This is a genomic window from Bradyrhizobium sp. LTSP849 (assembly GCF_000938255.1).
Lineage (GTDB): Bacteria > Pseudomonadota > Alphaproteobacteria > Rhizobiales > Xanthobacteraceae > Bradyrhizobium.
In genome coordinates, this window is sequence record NZ_JYMR01000052.1 from 264,224 (window position 1) to 283,283 (window position 19,060).

The 19,060-nt window shown below is 64.3% G+C and carries 18 protein-coding genes; 5 read left to right on the forward strand and 13 right to left on the reverse strand.

Annotation, left to right across the window (positions count from 1 at the left end):
• Positions 1 to 197 precede the first annotated feature (197 nt).
• Positions 198 to 845: a TetR/AcrR family transcriptional regulator gene (locus UB31_RS31990; RefSeq protein WP_045013704.1), complete on the forward strand. Its 648-nt coding sequence runs from the start codon at positions 198 to 200 to the stop codon at positions 843 to 845.
• Between the two features lie 360 nt (positions 846 to 1,205).
• Here UB31_RS31990 and UB31_RS31995 read toward each other — a convergent pair whose 3' ends face one another.
• From UB31_RS31995 to UB31_RS32020, 6 genes are read right to left on the reverse strand one after another with little or no spacing between them, the layout of a single operon-like run.
• Entirely contained in the window at positions 1,206 to 1,991 is a 786-nt protein-coding gene (locus UB31_RS31995; protein ID WP_045013705.1) for an ABC transporter permease, read from the reverse strand.
• Entirely contained in the window at positions 1,988 to 2,845 is an 858-nt protein-coding gene (locus tag UB31_RS32000) for an ABC transporter permease (protein ID WP_245306106.1), read from the reverse strand. The genes UB31_RS31995 and UB31_RS32000 overlap by 4 nt, the downstream gene beginning before the upstream one ends.
• Before the next feature lie 28 nt (positions 2,846 to 2,873).
• Positions 2,874 to 3,929 (reverse strand): ABC transporter substrate-binding protein, encoded by a 1,056-nt coding sequence (locus tag UB31_RS32005; protein WP_045013706.1) that lies wholly within the window; start codon positions 3,927 to 3,929, stop codon positions 2,874 to 2,876.
• 28 nt (positions 3,930 to 3,957) lie between these two features.
• Positions 3,958 to 5,265, reverse strand: a complete 1,308-nt coding sequence (locus tag UB31_RS32010; protein WP_045013932.1) for an NAD(P)/FAD-dependent oxidoreductase — start codon at positions 5,263 to 5,265, stop codon at positions 3,958 to 3,960.
• Between the two features lie 15 nt (positions 5,266 to 5,280).
• Entirely contained in the window at positions 5,281 to 5,994 is a 714-nt protein-coding gene (locus tag UB31_RS32015) for an HAD family hydrolase (RefSeq protein ID WP_045013707.1), read from the reverse strand.
• A 31-nt stretch (positions 5,995 to 6,025) separates the two neighbouring features.
• Positions 6,026 to 7,108, reverse strand: a complete 1,083-nt coding sequence (locus UB31_RS32020; protein ID WP_045013708.1) for an ABC transporter ATP-binding protein — start codon at positions 7,106 to 7,108, stop codon at positions 6,026 to 6,028.
• A gap of 212 nt (positions 7,109 to 7,320) precedes the next feature.
• On the opposite strand from UB31_RS32020, the gene UB31_RS32025 reads away from it, so the two are divergent.
• Positions 7,321 to 8,259: a LysR family transcriptional regulator gene (locus UB31_RS32025; RefSeq protein WP_045013709.1), complete on the forward strand. Its 939-nt coding sequence runs from the start codon at positions 7,321 to 7,323 to the stop codon at positions 8,257 to 8,259.
• A 15-nt stretch (positions 8,260 to 8,274) separates the two neighbouring features.
• Here the strand turns inward: UB31_RS32025 and UB31_RS32030 are convergent, their stop codons facing one another.
• Entirely contained in the window at positions 8,275 to 9,732 is a 1,458-nt protein-coding gene (locus tag UB31_RS32030) for a M81 family metallopeptidase (protein WP_045013710.1), read from the reverse strand.
• An 88-nt stretch (positions 9,733 to 9,820) separates the two neighbouring features.
• Between UB31_RS32030 and UB31_RS32035 the strand changes: the two genes are divergently transcribed.
• The gene (locus tag UB31_RS32035; protein WP_082078699.1) at positions 9,821 to 10,753 is read left to right on the forward strand and encodes a LysR family transcriptional regulator; all 933 of its coding nucleotides are present in this window, start codon (positions 9,821 to 9,823) and stop codon (positions 10,751 to 10,753) included.
• A 6-nt stretch (positions 10,754 to 10,759) separates the two neighbouring features.
• Here UB31_RS32035 and uxuA read toward each other — a convergent pair whose 3' ends face one another.
• From uxuA to UB31_RS32065, 6 genes are all read right to left on the reverse strand, one after another.
• On the reverse strand, positions 10,760 to 11,947 hold the full coding sequence (uxuA, locus tag UB31_RS32040; RefSeq protein WP_045013712.1) for a mannonate dehydratase: 1,188 nt from the start codon (positions 11,945 to 11,947) through the stop codon (positions 10,760 to 10,762).
• An 18-nt stretch (positions 11,948 to 11,965) separates the two neighbouring features.
• Positions 11,966 to 13,015, reverse strand: a complete 1,050-nt coding sequence (locus UB31_RS32045) for an L-idonate 5-dehydrogenase (RefSeq protein ID WP_045013713.1) — start codon at positions 13,013 to 13,015, stop codon at positions 11,966 to 11,968.
• Positions 13,012 to 14,418: a TRAP transporter large permease gene (locus UB31_RS32050; protein WP_045013714.1), complete on the reverse strand. Its 1,407-nt coding sequence runs from the start codon at positions 14,416 to 14,418 to the stop codon at positions 13,012 to 13,014. The genes UB31_RS32045 and UB31_RS32050 overlap by 4 nt, the downstream gene beginning before the upstream one ends.
• 4 nt (positions 14,419 to 14,422) lie before the next feature.
• Positions 14,423 to 15,001: a TRAP transporter small permease gene (locus UB31_RS32055; protein ID WP_045013715.1), complete on the reverse strand. Its 579-nt coding sequence runs from the start codon at positions 14,999 to 15,001 to the stop codon at positions 14,423 to 14,425.
• 77 nt (positions 15,002 to 15,078) lie between these two features.
• Positions 15,079 to 16,056, reverse strand: coding sequence for a sialic acid TRAP transporter substrate-binding protein SiaP (locus tag UB31_RS32060; protein WP_045007803.1), 978 nt, complete (start codon positions 16,054 to 16,056; stop codon positions 15,079 to 15,081).
• 69 nt (positions 16,057 to 16,125) lie between these two features.
• A complete protein-coding gene (locus UB31_RS32065) occupies positions 16,126 to 16,938 on the reverse strand; it encodes a FadR/GntR family transcriptional regulator (protein WP_045007681.1) in 813 nt (270 codons plus the stop codon).
• 146 nt (positions 16,939 to 17,084) lie between these two features.
• Between UB31_RS32065 and UB31_RS32070 the strand changes: the two genes are divergently transcribed.
• The gene (locus UB31_RS32070; RefSeq protein ID WP_045013716.1) at positions 17,085 to 18,554 is read left to right on the forward strand and encodes a mannitol dehydrogenase family protein; all 1,470 of its coding nucleotides are present in this window, start codon (positions 17,085 to 17,087) and stop codon (positions 18,552 to 18,554) included.
• A 92-nt stretch (positions 18,555 to 18,646) separates the two neighbouring features.
• Positions 18,647 to 19,060, forward strand: coding sequence for a nuclear transport factor 2 family protein (locus UB31_RS32075; protein ID WP_045007684.1), 414 nt, complete (start codon positions 18,647 to 18,649; stop codon positions 19,058 to 19,060).

Below are 19,060 nucleotides of genomic sequence, written 5' to 3' on the forward strand. Positions count from 1 at the left end.
TGTGCAATGTCGGTCGCGGCTCGCGTCACGCCGTCCGGCCGCGCGCGAGCTTTTTGGTTTTGGTTGCCGCAACCTTTGTTCGGAGAATAATGTACGAACTAGTACGTTTATGCAAGACAGCATCGAAAGATGCCGGATTGGGCGAAATTTGCCTTCACCTTCAAGGTGATCCATAGAAATCGACGGGAGAAACAGTGATGCTCAAGCGCATGCCACCCCCATCGAAGCGCACCAACGACCCCGAGCGCACCAAGCGCGACATCCTCGAAGTGGCGATGCAGGAATTCGCCTCGGAGGGCTATTCCGGCGCCCGCGTCGATGCCATCGCGGCGCGGACCCGTACCTCGAAGCGGATGATCTATTATTATTTCGGCGGCAAGGAGCAGCTCTACCTCGCGGTACTGGAAGAGGCCTATCGCAGCATCCGCGCGCTGGAGGACCAGCTCGATATCGGAAGCTGCGACGCGCGCGAAGGCCTGCGCCGGCTGATCGAGGCGACCTTCGACCACGACGAGCGCAATCCGAACTTCATCCGCCTCGTCAGCATCGAGAATATCCACCACGGCAAGCATCTGAAGCAGAATTTGCAACTGCGTCAGCTCAACGCCAGCGTGATCGCGACGCTCGATGGCATCCTCAAGCGCGGCCGCACGGAAGGTGCCTTCCGCGACGACGTCGACGCCATCGATCTGCATCTGGCCATCTCCTCCTACTGCTTCTTCCGCGTCGCCAATCGCCACACCTTCGGCGCCCTGTTCGACCGCGATCTCAGCGAGCCCAAGGTGCTGGCGAAGAGCAGGACGCAGATCGTGGAGATGATCTTGGCGTGGCTGGCGAAGGCGTGAGGCGGCGGTGCGCGACTGCGGCCAAACACTCGCTGTCGTCCCGGCGAAGGCCGGGACCCATACCGCGAGGTCTCTCCGTGGAGATCGATCGCAGTACCGAACGACGAATCTTCGCCAAACCCGACCCTGTGGTTATGGGTCCCGGCCTTCGCCGGGACGACGTCGGGGAGACATTTGCGCGCAACTGCTTTAGCGCCGTCATTGCGAACGCAGCTACGCACCGAGCTGCCCCATGATGCATTTATCTGCCTGTTTTGCCCGACGGTTCAAGTCGGAATTCGGAAACACCGTAACTTATTGTTTCCGTTCGCGTCGGCTACTGTGCATGGGGTTGTTTTCGACTTTTTTGTTGGAGCGCCCTCACCCGGCCTTTTTCTGCCGCGCGCTCGCCAGCAGCACCAGCATGAAGGACGCCGCCGTCATCAGCGTCGAGATCGCGGCAATCGTCGGGTCGATCTCGTCGCGCAGCGCAGTGAACATGCGCTTGGTCAGCGGCTGATACTGGCCGCCGGATATGAACAATGCGACGATGGTCTCGTCCATCGCCGAGATGAAGGCGAAGATGCCGCCTGCGACCACGCTGGACTTGATTTGCGGCAGCGTCACCGCGAAGAAGCTGCGTAGGCGGTTCATGCCGAGGCTGCGCGCCACCATCTCTTGCGCCGGATCGAAGCTTTGCATGCCCGCCAGCACCGAGATGACGACGTAGGGCAATCCCAGCATCACGTTCGCCAGCACGAGGCCCGGCAGGGTCGCGACCAGCCCGACCTTGGCATAGACAAAGAAGATGCCGACCGCCGTGATGATGATCGGCACCACCAGCGGCAACAGCAGCGCCATGTGAATGACGCGCATGATGCGCAGCTTCGATTGGCTGATGGCATAGGCGGCCGCGACACCCAGCGGGGTCGCGATCACGACCGTCAGGAACGCGACCGTCAGCGTCACCCGCGTCGCCTGCATCCAGGCCGGGTTCGAAAAATACTGCTGATACCAGCGCAGCGAGAAGGACGGCGGCGGGAAGGTCAGGAAGCGCGCGCTGGAGAACGAAATCGGCGCGATGATCAGCACCGGCAGGATCAGATAGATCAGCACCAGCGTGCTGATCACATGAAGCGCAATCCGTGCGGGCGATACGCGCGTCATTTCTGCCCCAAGATGCGATCGAGCGAGATGAAGCGGCTGACGGCGGCGAAGATCAGCAGCACGCTCAGGAGCAGCACCACCGCGACTGCGCTCGCCGCGCCGAACTGGTTGTAGAGTTCGACATTGCGGCTCACCAGCATCGACACCATCACCGTGCGGCCGCCGCCGAGCAATTCCGGCGTGATGTAGAAGCCGAGGCAGAGCACGAACACCATGGTGCAACCCGCGAGCACGCCCGGCAGCGACAGCGGCAGGAACACGCGCATGAACGTGAGCGACGGGCTCGCACCAAGGCTGGCGCCGGCCTGCATCAGATCGCCCGGGATCTTCTGCATGGTGGCGTAGAGCGGCAGCACCATGAAGGGCAGCAGGATATGCACCGTCGCGACCACCGTGCCAAACGTGTTGTGCACCAGTGCGAGCGGCTCGGAGATCACATCGAGATAACGCAGAAGCTGGTTGATCACGCCAGTGCGCTGGAGCAGCGCCAGCCATGCATAGGCGCGCACCAGCACGCTGGTCCAGAACGGCAGCACGACCAGTGCCAGGATGAGGATGCTCCATCCTTTCGGCACGGAATTGGCGAGATAGGCCACGGGATAACCGAGCAGCAATGCGATCACGGTGACCGCGAGGCTGATCTCGAAGGTCAGCGCAAAACTGCGCCAATAGATGTCCTCGGTGAAGATGCGGCGATAGTTCTCCAGCGTGAAGCCGTCGTGGTAGATCGACTGCCAGGCGAGCCAGCCGACCGGCAGCACGATCAGAGCCAGGATCACCAGCAGCGCCGGCGACACCAAAGCCAGCATCAGCCCGTGCTCACGGCGCTGATGCTTTTGCGATGAATCCGGCATGGATGTCGTCAACGCTGCCTCGCTTCGCTTACTTCTGCATGAACGATGCCCAGCGCTTCTCCGCCGCCTCGCCCGCCGGCGACGACCACCAGGCGTAGGACATCAAAGCCTGCTTGGCCGCGTTCGCAGGCTCGCTCGGCAATTGCGCGGCACGCTCGGGCTTGATCACGCCAGTGTCGAACGCCTTCGGGTTGCCCGGGCCGTAGTCGATGTTGAGCGGCAGATTGGCCTGGTGCACGGGATCGACGGCCTCGTTGAGGAATTTCACCGCGGTGTCGAGGTTCGGCGCACCCTTGAGGATACAGAGCGAGGTGCTCTGCAGGATGCCCTGGTTGTAGGTGAAGGAAACCTTGGCGCCTTCCTTGGCGACCGCGCTGACCCGGCCGTTCCAGGCCATCTCCATGTCGACCTCGCCGTCATTGAGAAGCTGCGCCGACTGCGCGCCCGAGGTCCACCACACCGTGATGCTCGGCTTGATCTCTTCCAGCTTCTTGAAGGCGCGATCGACATCGAGCGGATAGAGCTTGTCCGGCGCGACGCCGTCGGCCATCAACGCGGCCTCCAGCGTGGCGATCGGATGGTTGCGCAGCGCGCGGCGGCCGGGGAATTTCTTCACGTCCCAGAAGTCGACCCAGCTGTTCGGCGCATCCTTCGGGAACGTCTTCTGGCTATAGGCCAGCACGCTAGAATAGAACTCGTACGAGACGGAGTAAGGGCTGCGATAGGTCTCCGGCATCGCAGCCGCGTTCGGGATTTTTGAGAAGTCGAGTTTTTCGATCAGCCCCTGCTCGCCGCCGCGCAGGCAGTAGCCGGTCGGGGTGTCGACGACGTCCCAGATCGGCTTGCCGCTGCCGACCTGGGTCTTGATCGCAGGCCAGGCATCGGGAATGGAATCCTGGTTGATGGTGATGCCGAGCTTCTTCGCGGAGGGATCGAGGATCGCCACCGTCTGCGCCTGCTGATAAGCGCCGCCTTGCGAGACGAACGTGATCTGCTCGGCAGCGGCGGCGATGCCGGCCGTTGCCAACAATCCGAGCGATCCGCCCAACACAGCGTAGCCATATCTGAAGTGCCGTTTCGTCATCCTCGCCTCCTCTATCGCCAAAACAATGTCATTGACCGATCGCATCGAGAAACTGGTACCAGCCGGCGACCATGCGCACGGCAGGCTCGCGCAACGGATAGAACGGAATGGATTTCAGACGCCGCGCGTCGAGCAGACCAACGTCGGGCGTCTCGCCGCGCACGAAGGCAGCGAGATAGCGGCCCATCAGGCTCGACATCGCCACGCCGGCACCGTTGTAGCCCATCGAGAACAGGGTGCGGTCGTCGAGCCGGCCGATATGCGGCACCGAGTCCAGCGTCATGCCGACCAGGCCCGACCATTTGTACGCGAGCCGCAGGTCGGCGAGATCGGGGAAGATGCCGACCATCGCTTTGCGGAGAGCGTCGAAGGCGGATTCGGAGTCCTGCTTGCCGAAAGCGCCGCGGCCGCCAAAGATCACGCGGTTGTCGACCATGCGGAACCAGCGCATCATGCGCTTGGTCTCGGTGTAGGTGCGTCCCGTCGGCATCAGTTTTCCGGCGAGATTGCGCGGCAGCTTGTCGGTCGCGATGATGGCGCTGCGGAACGGAATCAGCGTGCGCTGGAGATACGCGGTCGCGCCGGTGAGATCGGAATAACTATTGGTGGCGATGATCGCCTGTTTGGCTCGCACCGCGCCTTGCGGCGTTTCGGCAACGATGCCGTCCTGCTCACGCCGGAGCTTTACGACCGGCGATTCCTGGAAAATGGAGACGCCGCGACGCGCCACGCCGTCGGCGAGACCGCGCAGATAGTTCAGCGGATGAATGCCGCCCGAGCCGGGATTGAGCACGCCGCCGACGAAGATATCCGAGCCGGTCTCGTCGCGCACCTCGCGCTTGTCGAGAATGCGGACCTCCGCATCGCCCATCTCGCGCTTCATCCAACTGGCCTCGTCGATCGCGGCTTTCAGCGTGGTCTCGTTGTGCGCGGCCTTGACCTGCCCGGCGCGGGTGAGCTGCGCACTGGTGATGCCGAACTCGGAGACGAGCTCCTCGACGATGTCAGTTGATTCATGCGCGATCTCGTACATGCGCCGCGCCATGGCGCGGCCATGCACGGCATCGACCTCGCGGAACGAGAGGCGGAATTTTGCGGTGGTCACCCCGCCATTGCGGCCGCTTGCGCCCCAGCCGGGGCGATTAGCTTCGAGCACAATTGGCGACAGCCCGCTCTTGGCGATGTGGTGCGCGGCGGACAGGCCGGTATAGCCCGCACCGATGATCACCACATCTGCCTGCTGTTCGCCCGACAGGACCGGAAACGCGCGCGCCGGCTCCGCCGTGGCAGCCCACAGCGAGTTGGCCGATGGCAATGCGCTCCAGTCCCGTGTCATGCCCGCGTTCATCCCTTACGCCGGCCCAATCGCCGCGTCGGCAAGCGCCTTCAAGGTCGGGAAATGGAAGTCCGGCTTGGTCAGCGTCTCGACGGCCGGCGTGCCGCCGAAGCCGGCCATGCCCTGGCGCCGCTCGATCCAGCACACTTTGTAGCCGAGCTTGCGCGCGATCCCGATATCGTGGTGCTGGCTTTGCGCGACATGCAAGATGTCGGACTGCTTGTAGCCGAAGGCGGACTGGCGGCCCTTGTTGTAGGCGAAGAATTCCGGATTGGGTTTTGCAACGCCAGTCTCGTCGGCACACACCGTGTCGTCGAAGGGATCGCCGAGCGCGTGCGCATAACAGGACAGCGCGACGCGGTCGGCATTGGTCATCGCGACCAGGCGGAATTTCGTGCGCAGGCGCTTCAGAGCCTCGACCGAATCCGGGAATGGTCCCCAGCGCAGCACCGAAAGCTGGAACACGTCGCAGGACGCGTCGTCAGACGGCAACCCGAGCTCCTTGGCGAGATAGCGGTAGACATGGAACATCACCTCGCTCGAGCGTTCATGGTGCTGGTCGCGGCCGCGCTTATAGGATTCGAAAATCTTGTCGTCGCTGAGCTCGGCCGGTGTCTTGCCGGAGATCCTGCGCACTGCGGAGAGCACGCCGGTCTCGAAATCGATCAAGGTGCCGACGACGTCGAAGGTGAGGACCTTGAAATTGCTGAACGAGGCTATTGACGACATTTTTCTTCTCTCGGTTTGGACAAGGCTGGGTTCAGTCCCCCGCCCTGGGGACGACGATGGTGTCCTCGGGGTGAAGGGTAACGGTGAGGCTGCCGCCCACCGGCGGAATGCGGTGATAGGCCTGGTGATGACTCGGCTGGCGCAGGCTGAGCGCGGTTCCGTCGGGAAGCGCCAGGAAGATGCGCAGGCTCTCGCCCTGATAAACGATGTCGCTCACCGTGCCGGTGAGACGGTTGCAAGCGGCATCGCCGGCACCGTCCTCGATCAGAAGCTTTTCGCTGTGCACAGCGAGCATCAAGGCGTCGCCGTCGGGAATCGCACGGGCGCTGCGCAGAAGCGCATTGCCGAGCGCGACGCTGGAGGCATCGACGCGGCGGACCGGCAGCATCGTCGCCTCGCCAATAAAACTCGCAACAAAAGAATCGGCGGGATGATCGTGCAGGCGCGCGGGTTCATCGATCTGGATCAGGCGGCCATCCTTCATCACGGCGACGCGGTCACTCATGGTCAGCGCCTCGCGCTGGTCGTGGGTGACGTAGATGATGGTGGCGCCGATGCGCTTGTGCAGCGCGCGCAGCTCGATCTGCATGGATTCGCGCAGTTGCTTGTCGAGCGCCGACAGCGGCTCGTCCATCAGGATCAGGCGCGGCTCGAAGATCATGGCGCGCGCCAGCGCGACGCGTTGGCGCTGGCCGCCGGAGAGCTGCGCGATGCCGCGTTCCTCGTAGCCGGCAAGGCCGACCATCGAAAGTGCGGCGCGTACCTTGTCGGGCCATACCGCTTTGGGCAGGCGGCGTGCGCGCAACGGAAAGGCAACGTTGTCGCCGACGCTCATATGCGGGAACAGCGCGTAGTTCTGGAAGACAACGCCGATGTCGCGCTTGTGCGGCGGCATCCAGGTGACGTCGCGGCCGCCGAACAGGATTGTGCCGGACGTCGGCAGGATGAAGCCGCCCAGGATGCCGAGCAGCGTGGTCTTGCCGGAACCGGAGGGGCCGAGCAACGAGACGAACTCGCCGGCGCCGACATTGAGGGACACGTCATCGAGGGCGCGAACTGCGCCGTAAGCCTTGCTCGCGGACCTGATCTCGACGCTTTCCGCTCGTTTGTCCAACGATCGACCCCGTCTCGTGTCCTGCAACAGCGTGCCTCGCTGCGCGCCATAAGCCTGCTTTATAGACAGGGTTTTAGAGCACTCACGCTTGGAGCGTGCGCCGCACCAAATCTTCGCTCAAAAACCCTGCGTTTAGGCTGTCATGCCAATGACACCAGACTTAGCAAAACTCGGCAATTGCCAAATTCTTACCAGCCTCATAACATGGCGTTATGCCTGAGTTGCGCCGGATGCTGCCCTCCAGTAACGCCCTGTTCGTCTTCGACGCCGCGGCGCGCAACGGCAGTTTCACTGCAGCCGCAGCCGAGCTGAACGTAACGCAGCCCGCAGTGAGCCGGATGCTCGGCCAGTTCGAGGAGCATCTCGGCGTACGCCTGTTCGATCGCAAAGCGGGACGCGCGGTGCTGACCGAGGAAGGCGAGCTGCTCTATCGTCGCGTACTCGACGGCTTTCGCAGCATCGAGACCGGGCTGGTCGAGATTGAACGGCGCCGCAAGGGGACCGAAACGGTGACACTGTCGGTCTCCTCCGCTTTCACCACGCACTGGCTGATGCCGCGCATCGACAAGCTCCAGCGGCAGTTTCCGCGGGTCGATTTGCGATTTCAGCTGATCTCCGGCGCACTGCGCGGGCCGGTGGAGAATGTAGATCTCGGCATGCGCTTCCGCGACCGCGAAGAGCCGTCCTCCGGCGGCACGCTGATCATGAAGGAAGTCATGTTGCCGGTGTGCAGCCCGGCCTATCTCGGCGAGTCCGAGCCGGCCGAAGGCAACACCATCATTCGCCTCGCCGAGACGCCGGGCGACTGGGCCGCGGACTATGCGTCGCTTCTCACCGGGCGCCGCGGCGCGGCCAAGGCGCTGAGCTTCACCGACTATGCCGTCGTGGTGCAGGCTGCACTCCTCGGCCAGGGCATCGCGCTGGGCTGGTTGACGGTCGCCTCGCACTGGCTTCTGACCGGCGCGCTGGTGCCGGCGTCGGAAACGCTCACCACCACGCAGCGCATCTGCGAATTCCTGCCGCCGCGCAACCGGCCGATGCGCCCCATCGCTGCCGAGATCCGCGACTGGATCCTCGCGCAGATGCAAAGCGAGATCGCGGCGATCGACCGGCTCTATCCAAAACTCGGCGCGATGACCGCCTGCTATTGAAGCGCAGTCGCGCCGTCAGCTCGCATCCAACGGCCATTTCGGACGCTTTATCTTGCGATACGGCAACGAGGTGATGTCGCGCGCCACCACGCCGGGCACGTCGACCATGATGACCTTCGCAGCGATCGGCTCGAAGGACGCGCGGAAATGCTGGGATGACTTGACCACGACGATCTTGCGCTGCGCGGGATCAACCCCGAGCTGAGTAAAGAGATCGACGCCGAAGGCTTGGCAGCGGAAGGTCGAAAGCACGACCTCGACGCCGTTGCACGATACAAGCGCGCAGTCGCCAAGCTTCGCCGGCGTTCCCGCAAGTCCCGTCATGACCATGTCCGGCTTGAGCGCGCGTATCTCCCAGACGGCATCGACGGGATCGCCGGACAGCGGCCCGATCTTGCCGCCGATGCGCAGGCCCAGGCGCGCGCCGACACCGGCATCGAAGGCAATCCGCACCGTGCCCGGATCCCATAGCGGCCCGAGACAGGCGCTCGCGACGTTGCGGTCGATGAGGCGCCGCAAGATATAGGTCGAATCGCCTGGCGCGCCGCCGCCGGGATTGTCGTTGCCGTCGCCGAGCACCACCGTACCGTTCGTGACCACCGCCGCATCGAGCGCGGCATCGACGCCGATCAGGGGCTCGACGAGCGCGTCGCGCAAGTCGCACAGTTCGCGCGCCAGGCGTTGCGCCACCTCTTTCCCCCGCGCGCCATCGGGATCAACCGCGGCGTCGCTGTAGACGAGCATCTTGGTGCCCATGTCCGGCACGTCGCCCCAGGAGAAGCCGTGCACGATCGAGACGGAGACAATGCCGTCCTTGCCCTCGAGCGCGCGCACGCGGTTCACAAAGCTCTTTCCCGGCTCACGCGTGGTGTGCAGCGTCGCGATCATTCCGGTGTCGACGACCGCGACGTTGAGCTTGAGGCGCTTCTCGGCCAGCGCCGTGCAGAACTGGACAAGCTCCCTCGCCCGCTCCAAAATATCCGTGTGCGGGTACTCCTTCCAGCAGATCAGGAGATCGGCATTCCCGACCATCGCGTCGCTGAGATGGGTATGCGGGTCGAGCGTGCCGCCCACGACCGCATCGGGTCCGACGATCTGCCGGACGCGCGCCAGGAGGTCTCCCTCGCAATCATCATAGCCGTCGGCGACCATGGCGCCGTGCATGCCGAGCAGGACCATGTCGACGGGAAGCGCGGCCTTGAGGTCCGCAAGAAGCTGGTCGCGCAGGCTCTCAAAGGCCGCACGCGTCACGATGCCGTTTGGCACGGCCGCCGCCACCAGCCCCTCGATCAGCGTCCAGCCGCGAGAAGGCCCGACCTCGCGCGCGGCCCAAAGCGGGCCGCCGTGCATCTGCATCCTGTCGGGATGCTGCCCGGCCGGATAGTAGGCACGCTCGTGGAATGCCGACACGCCCGTCGGCATCGGCGCAAAGGTATTGGTCTCGGTGGCAAGGGCGGCGGAAAAGACGCGCATCGAAGGTCACTTCTTCCTGATATCGGCCGGATTATCGGGTCTCGCTTTGTTGCTTGCCATGATGAAACATGCGCCTATTCGTTGCTAGATGAGCAACAATCGACGATCCGCCGGACGCTCTGCCCCCGACAGCCGGCAACTGGACTGCTTTCGGGAGGTGATGGCGACCGGGTCGATCCGGGCAGCGGCTGACGCCCTCAACGTTGAGCCGTCCGTCGTCAGCCGCCACATTGCGCGCCTTTCGGCCGATCTCGGCGTGGCGCTGTTCGAGCGACGCGGACGCGGCGTCATTCCCACCGAAGCGGCCCAGATCGTGCTCGCCTATTGCCGGGAGAGGACGGCGAGCGACGATACACTGCGCAGCCGGCTTGACGACTTGCGCGGCCTGAAGCGCGGCACCTTGCAGGTCATGGCCGGCGACGGCTTCGCCGAGGCGGTGATGGACCGTTTGCTCCCGGCGTTCTGCCGGCGCTATCCGGGCATTGACGTGACCCTGCGGGCCGGCAGCGCCAGGGACATCGTGCGGGCGATCGCCGAAGACGATTGCCACGTCGGCTTCACGCTCTCCGCGCCGCCGCATGCTTCCGTGCGCGTCTTTCGCGAGCGGCCGCGGCCGCTGCGACTGGTTGCAAAAGCCGGCCACCCAATCGCCGCGCTGCGCGAGCCCGTCCGGCTCTCGGCGCTTGCGAGCCACGCCGTCGCGCTCGCCATGCCCGGCGCCGGCCTGCATGCGCTCGTCCAGACGGCGACCGAGAGAGAAGGCGTGACGATTTCCGCGAGCTTCACGGCGGACCGCGCCGCGACGCTGCGCCGCTACGCGCTGGCCGGCCTCGGCGTGACCTTCCTGTCCGAACGCATGATCGCGCGCGAACTCGCCCAGGGCACGCTGGTCGCCCGGCGGACGACGAGCAAGGTGCTGGAGAACAGCCGCGCACAGGTCCTGGTCCGCGCCGGCCGCACGCTTTCCGCCCCACTTCGGGCGCTGCTTGCCGAGGTCAAGCTGATCGACGCCGTGCTCTAGCTGCTGCTATTGATGCGTGATTGCGCGGATCGCGCCGCGCAGCTCGGCGAGGCCGCGCAAGCGGCCGATCGCGGTGTAGCCGGGATTGGTGCGCTTGGTGGCGGCAAGATCATCCAGCATGCGATGGCCGTGATCGGGCCGAAAGACGATCTGCTTGTCTGGCGAACGCCGCGCGTTCTCCTTCAGCAGCGCTTTCAGCACCGCAACCATGTCGACGTCGCCGTCGAGATGATCGGACTCGTAGAAGGACAGGCCGTCGGCCTCGCGCTTGGTTGCGCGCAGATGTGCGAAGGCGATACGCGGGCCGAAGCGCTCGGCCATCGCGGGTAGGTTGTTCTCGGCACGCACGCCGAGCGAGCCCGTGCACAGGCAGATGCCGTTGGCCTTGGACGGCACGGCGTCGAACAGCGCCTGATAATCGTCGGCCGTGGAGGCGACCCGTGGCAGGCCGAACAGCGGCCGCGGCGGATCATCGGGGTGCAGCGTCAGGGACACGCCAAGTTGCTCGGCGATGGGTGCGACGCGGCCTAGAAATTCGGCAAGATGCTGGCGCAAAATCTTGGGCGTGATGTCGCGATAGGTCTCTAACCGGTCGCGGAATTGCGGGATGGTCATCGGTTCGGTGGTCGAGCCCGGCAGAGCGCTGGCGATGGTCATGATGAGATAATCGATGTCCGCCTGGCTCATCTTGTCGAAGAGATTTTTCGCGCGCGCCTGCTGCTCGGGCGAATACTCCTGCACGGCTGTCGAGCGCTTCAGGATATGCAGCTCGAAGGCGGCAAAGCGGTCCTGGTCGAAACGCATCGCGCGGGCGCCGTTCGGCAGCTCCCATTCAAGATCGGTTCGGCACCAGTCAACCACGGGCATGAAGTTGTAGCAGATGATCTTGATGCCCGCGGCCGCGACCGCCTCCAAGCTCGCGATCCACGCCTCGATCGACTTCGTCGCCTTGGCCCCGAGACGTTTGACATCGTCGGGGATCGGAATCGATTCCACCACCGACCAGGTCAGTTGCGAGCGGCCCGGCTGGCCACGCTCGATGAAATTCTTGCGCTCCTCGACCGCCTTGCGCGTCCAGGCTTCGCCGATCGGCACCTGATGCAGCGCCGAGACGATATCCGTCGCCCCGGCCTGCCTGACATCATCCAGCGATACGGGATCATCGGGCCCGTACCAGCGCCATCCCTGCAACATCACACGCGTTCTCCTGGATCAGTTCGCGGTCAACACGACCTTGACGCTCTGCGAGCGGTCAAGCGCCAGCCGCAGCGCATCGGGTGCAGTCGAGAGCGGCCGCTCGGCAGTGACCAGCGACAGCACGTCAACGCTACCGTCGGCGATCAGCTCCACCGCCGTCATAAATTCGAGCCCGAAGCGGAACGAACCGCGCAGGTCGATCTCCTTGGCCATCACGGCGTTCGACGGCGTTGGGATTTGGCCGCCCGGCAGATTGCCGATCTGCACCACAATGCCGCCGCGCCTGACAGTGCCGATCGCGCTCGCAAGCCCCGCCGCCGTGCCCGAGACCTCGAACGCGACGTCGTAGGGACGCGAAGCAGCCTGCGCCTTCAGGCCATCCTCGCCGCTCGCGACGTTCTCGACGTGAGAGGCGCCAAGCCGGGTCGCGAAGGCGAGCGGTGCCGGCGCGATATCGGCCACCGTGATGTCAGCCATGCCGGCGCGGCGCGCGGCGAGCATGGTCAGAAGCCCGATCGGGCCGGCGCCGAAGATGATGCCGCGCTTGCCCTCGATATTGCCGGCGCGCGCGACCGCGTGCAGGCAGACCGCGAGCGGTTCGGCCAGCGCCGCGGCCTGATACGACACGTGGTCGGGAATCTTCACGCACTGCGCAGGAATCGCGTCGAAATAATTGGCGAAACCGCCTTGCATGTGCGGTGTCTTCGACGCCGAGCCCATGAAGTAGATATTTTCGCAGAGATTTTGCCGACCCTCGCGGCAGGCGACGCAATGGCCGCACCAGCGCGACGGATTGACGGCAACGCGGTCACCGACCTTCAGGCTCGCCGCAGACCCTGCGATCTCCACGACCTCGCCGGAGATCTCGTGGCCGAGCACCAGCGGCGACTTCACGACGAAATCGCCGGTCCGGGCGTGGCGGAAGTAGTGCATATCCGAGCCGCAGATGCCGCCGGCGCCGAAACGGATGCGCACCATGCCCGATGCTAACTTGTCGAGCGGGTGCTCGACCATGCGCAGGTCTTCGGGGCCGAACAGGGTTGCGGCGAGAGCAGTGGAGGTCATTTGGAAAGTCCCATGTATTTCGGCAGCCAGAGGGTCAGTTCGGGAATGTAGGTGATCGCGATCAGCGCGAGCATCAGCGGTACCAGCCAGGGCAGGATCGCGACCGTCGTGCGCTCGACCGAGAGTTTTGCGACACGAGCAAGGACGAACAACACCATGCCCAGCGGCGGATGCAACAAGCCGATCATCAGGTTCAGCGTCATGATCAGGCCGAAATGGATCGGATCGATGCCGAGCTTGAGCACGATCGGCAGCAGGATCGGCACCAGAATGGTGATCGCCGCCGTGGTGTCGATGAAGCAGCCGACGAATAGGATCAGGATGTTGGCAAGCGCCAGGAACACCCATTTGTTATGGGTGATGCTGAGCATCCAGTCCGACAGCATTTGAGCTGCCTGCGACACCGTGAGGAGCCAGGCGAAGATCGAGGCGGCGGTGACAATGAACAGCACCGAGGCCGTGGTCTCGATGGTGTCGAAGGTCGCCTTCGCCACCGTCTTCAGCGTCATGGTGCGGTAGCGCACGAGGCCGAGGAACAGCGACCAGATCACCGCGGCAACAGCAGCCTCCGTCGGCGTGAACCAGCCGAGCGTCATGCCGCCGATCAGGATCACAGGCGCCATCAGCGCCATCACCGCGGAGAAGTCGAAATACCAGTCGATCGCGAGCAGCGTGCCGAGGCCGAGAACGACCGCCATATTGGTCGACATACCGGCAAGTGTCATCAGCCAGATCGCGAGCGGGAAAGCGAGCACGATGGCGATCTCGAGTCCGGCCGAGCCGAGCTGTGGCCAGGAGAACGGCGCATCGCTGCCCCAGTTGTTTTTGTGCGCGAAGTAAGTGACGGTGGCCATCATCAACAGGGTCATCACAACGCCGGGAATGACGCCGCCCAGAAACAGCGCACCGATCGAGACATTCGCCATCATGCCGTAGATCACGAAGGGCAATGACGGCGGGATGATCGGCCCGAGCGTTGCGGAGGCCGCGGTGACGCCGACCGAGAACTCGGTGGAGTAGCCGTGGTCCTTCATCGCCTTGATCTCGATGGTGCCGAGACCGGCGGCATCCGCGATCGCAGTGCCGGACATGCCGGAGAAGATCACCGAGCCGATGATGTTGACGTGGCCGAGGCCGCCGCGCATCCAGCCCACAAGTGCCACGGCGAATTTGTAGATGCGCCCAGTGACGCCGGCGATGTTCATGAGATTTCCGGCGAGGATGAAGAATGGCACGGCGAGCAGCGGAAAGCTCTCGACGCCGGCGATCATGCGCTGCGCCAACGTGACGTCGGGCGTCACGCCGCTGACCAGGATGTAGAGCAGCGACGACGACGCCATGGCAATCGCCACGGGAACGCCGAGCAGCATCAGGATGAGGAAACCTCCAAGCAACAGCAGCATAACCTTACCCTTCAAAACCGTCGTAGGCACCGGGACGTTCGAGGATCGAATAGCCCTGCCGCCAGTGTTGCAACGCTACCTGCACGGAACGCACGAACATCAGCACGAAGCCGAGCAGGACGGAGTAGTACACGTAGTCCTTGGGCAAATTGATCGTAGTCATCGACTCGTCGCCGATGATCCGGATGTAGACCCAGACCAGCTTGATGGCGTAGCCGAAGAAGGCGATCCGGATCAGGTCGATCACTGTGGACAGCGCGCGCGCCACGAGATGCGGCAGGTAGCGGTAGATCAGGTCGACCTGGATGTGCCGCGACAGCCGCACGCACATCGACGAACCGATGAAGACCACGCCGATCAGGCAGTAGGTCGCGATCTCCTCGGTCCAGGCGTAGCTGTCGTTGAGAACGTAGCGGGTGAAGAACTGGAGGAAGACGGCGAGCGCCATCACCCAGAAGATCACCAGCGCCCCCCAATCTTCGAACGCGTAGATGCCCATATCGACCTTCGGCGTCGACTCTTCCTCGAAGGTATGGGCGATCTCGTCCGCGGTGATCTGCCGGTGCGTTTCGGCGGTCGACATAGGTCTACTCCCTCAATGGACTTGGGCGTCATTCCGGGCAACGCATCAGCGTCGAACCCGGAATGACGGTCGTTGCGCTACTTGACCGCCTGGATGCGTTCCCAGTCGGCCTTGCGATAACCAAACGTCTCGAACGGAACATTCTTCAGCACGGTGTCGCGAAACTCGTTCTTGTCGACTTCGGTCACGGTCAGGCCCTTCTCCTTGAAGAAGGCGACCAGCTTGGCTTCGTTCTGCTTGATCTCGTCGGTCGCCTTGGCGGCCGCTTCTTGCGCCACGTCCGTGAAGATCTTCTTGTCCTCGTCGCTCAGCTTCTTCCAGAGCGCGCCCGCCACCACCGTGTTGAGGTGGTCGACGATGTGACCGGTCAACACGATGTACTTCTGCACCTCGTAGAACTTCTTGGCCTCGATCGTGGTCAGCGGGTTCTCCTGCGCCTCGACGGTACCGTTCTGGAGCGCGAGATAGACTTCGGCGAACGCGATCGGCGCGGTGTTGGCCCCGCAGGCGCGCGGCATCGCCAGATAGGCCGGCACGTCCGGCACGCGCATCTTCAGGCCTTTGAGGTCCGCACAGCTCTTGATCGGCTTGTTCGACGAGGTCTGGCGCACGCCATAATAGGTCACCGCGATGATGTGGTGGCCACTCTTGTCCTCATACCCCTTGGCGAGCTCCTTGAAGATGTCGCTCTTGGTGTAGGCGAGCAGATGGTCGGCGTCGCGGAAGGTGTAGGGATAATAGGTCACGCCGATCGGCGGGAAGCTCTTGGCGGCGAAGCTCGAGCCGGAGATGATGATATCGACCGAACCGAGCGAGAGGCCCTGGTTGATGTCGGCTTCCTTGCCGAGTTGGGACGCCGGATAGACGTCGATTTGATAGCGTCCGTTGGTGCGCTTGCCGATCTCCTGCGCGGCCCAGACCGAAGCCGTGTGAAACGGCTCCGAGGTCTCGTAGACATGGGCCCATTTCAACTTGGTCTGCGCCATGCCGGGATTGGTCGCCGCACACATGGCCGCGGCCGAGACCGCCAGCACCATCGCCATTTTCTTCAACATCGATTTTTCCTCCATCCTTTAAGTCTGTTTCTTATTCGCCCGCCCTTAAGTGGTGCGGGCCGCCCAATGTCATCGCGGCCGCGCGCTACCGGCCTTGGCCTCTTTGTTCAACGGTCGTTTTGATTTCGCCGGCTTTTCCGATGATCGTGCCGCCCGCTTCCGTTTGGAGGGCGATCCGGCTGCGACCTCGGCGCCAAAATTCTGCGCAAAGCGCTCCTGCGAATGCGCGAGATGATCACGCATCGCATCGCGGGCGGCGTTGGGTTGGCGCGCCGCAATGGCATCGCGCACGACACGATGTTCCTCGAGCGCGGTGCGCCACGTGCCGGGGTTCTCGAAGTAATGCGCAAGCTGCGTGAAATAGGGATTGAGGCGCTGGTCAAAGAGCTCGCCGACCACGCGCACCAGCACGGCGTTGCCGAGGCATCCAGCGATTGCGACATGGAAGGCGCGATCGTGGACCATCGAGGCTTCGCCGGGATGGTCGACATTCTCCATCGCGACGAGAGCGGCATCGATGCGCGCGACGTCGTCCTTGGTCGCCACGCGCGCGGCCTGCTCGGCGATCGCGCTTTCGAGGAATTCGCGGGCACGCAACAGCTCGAACGGGCCTTCGATGACGGCCGCCGCCGACACGGGCGCAGCGCCCGCGGGCTCAATCACATAGATGCCGGAACCGACGCGGATGCGGACGCGGCCCTCGACTTCGAGCGCGATCAGGGCTTCGCGCACCGTCGGCCGCGACACCTTGAGCTGCTCGGCGAGCTCGCGCTCGGTCGGCAGGCGGCTGCCGACCGCGTATTCACCGCTGTCGATCAGGCTTCGCAATTGATCGGCGATTTGGCGATAGAGCCGTCTCGCCTCCACAGCTTCCAGCGGCACGCTGGCCTCCCCGAAAAGGGCCTCGCTGGGGAACTTCGCCCCCGGCGGCCCGCCAATTTTGGATAATTGGCCTTACCAATTGACCGGAGCATTGACCGAGGAGGGGCGCCATGTCAAGCAGCGGCCAAACACAGGGAGAGACGACCATGCGGCTCGGCCGCGCCAATCTCGATCGGCTGGCACCTCGCATCCGCCGCCCGGCCTATGACCGCTCGCGCATCACGCCCGGCATCGTGCACCTCGGCCTTGGCGCCTTTCATCGCGCTCATCAAGCCGTCGTCATCGACGACTGCCTGTCCGCCGGTGCCAACGCATGGGGCATCATCGGCGCGAGCCTGCGCAGTCCGGACACGCGCGACGCCCTCGCCCCGCAGGATCATCTCTACACCGTCGCCGTGCGCGCGGCCGAAGGCACCGAGCACCGCGTCATCGGCGCGCTGCTCGACAGCGTCGTCGCCCGCGAAAAGCCTTCGCGGCTGGTCGACAGGATGGCGGATCCTTCCACTCGCATCGTCTCGCTCACGGTCACCGAAAAAGGCTATTGCCACACGCCGCAGACCGGCGATCTCGACGAACGGCATCCGGACGTGGTGCACGATCTGAACAATTTCGACGCGCCGCGCTCGGCGCCCGGTTTCATCGTGGCTGCGCTGGCGCGCCGGCGGGCGCAGGGGCTTTCGCCTTTCACCGTGTTGTGCTGCGACAACCTTGCTGCCAATGGCCACACCGTGCAGCGAATCGTGACACAGTTCGCCGCGCTGCGGTCGAAGGATCTTGGCAAGTGGATCGCGGATACCGTCGCCTTCCCCTGCACCATGGTCGACCGCATCGTGCCGGAGACCACCGATGCGGACCGCGACGCGGTCGCCTCGGCGCTCGGCCTGCGCGACGCCTGGCCGGTGATGACCGAGCCATTCACGCAATGGGTGGTCGAGGACCGCTTCGCCACAGGCCGGCCCGATCTTGCGGCTGCGGGCGTCGAGCTCGTCACTGATGTCAAGCCGTTCGAGCTGATGAAGCTGCGGCTGCTCAACGCCAGCCATTCGGCGTTGGCCTATCTCGGCTATCTCGCCGGCTACGAGACCATCGCCGACACGATGACCGATCCGCATTTCGCACGGCTCGCCGCGCAGGTGATGGAAGAGGCCGCCGTGACGCTGACGATGCCATCAGGCACCGACCTTGCCGCCTATCGCGCCTCGCTGCTCAAGCGCTTTTCCAATCCGGCGCTGCATCACCGCACCTGGCAGATCGCGATGGACGGCTCGCAAAAGCTGCCGCAGCGGCTGCTCGGCGCAATGCAGGACCGCATCGCCAGGAACATGCCGATCGCGACGCATGCGCTCGCGGTCGCCGGCTGGATGCGCTACGTCACCGCACTCGACGAACACGGCCGCGCCATCGACGTGCGCGATCCGCTCGCCGGCGAGCTCGCGGCGTTGGCGCGCGAGGCCGGTCCCGTTGCCGAACGGCTCGCGCCGGCTTTGCTCGGCGTGACAAAAGTGTTTGGGCCACTCGGTGCCAAGCAGCGCCTGCGCGAGGCGGTGACCGCAGCGCTCGGGCGTCTTTATGCGCAAGGTGCCCGACGCGCGGTGGAGACGCTCGTTTCCACGTGACGAAAATTCAGGCAGCAACAGCTGCCGATGCTGCACTGCGGCTAACGGAAGTCGCGCTTGATTTTTTCGCGTCATTGGCTCAACCGAGAGCGATGCCGAAGGACAGCAAGGTCATAGCCGCCAACGCGGCCTTTTACACCGCCTTCTCAACCGGCGACTTTGCCGGCATGGAACGGATGTGGGCGGATGACGACGCCATTTCCTGTATCCATCCCGGCTGGCCGGCCATCATCGGACGCGCCACCGTGATCGGAAGCTGGCGCGACATCCTGCAAAATCCCGAGCGGCCGCAGATCGTCTGCGCCGAGCCGCAGGTGATCGTCGACGGCGACAGCGCGCGCGTGCTCTGCATCGAGATCGTCGACGGCACCGCGTTGGCCGCGGCCAATCATTTCAGGCGCGTCGGCGACGGCTGGCGCCTGGTTCATCACCAGTCGAGCCCGATCGCGCAGATCGTCGAGCAGACCCACGAGGAGCCATCCGGCCAGAGCCGGCGGTTTCATTGA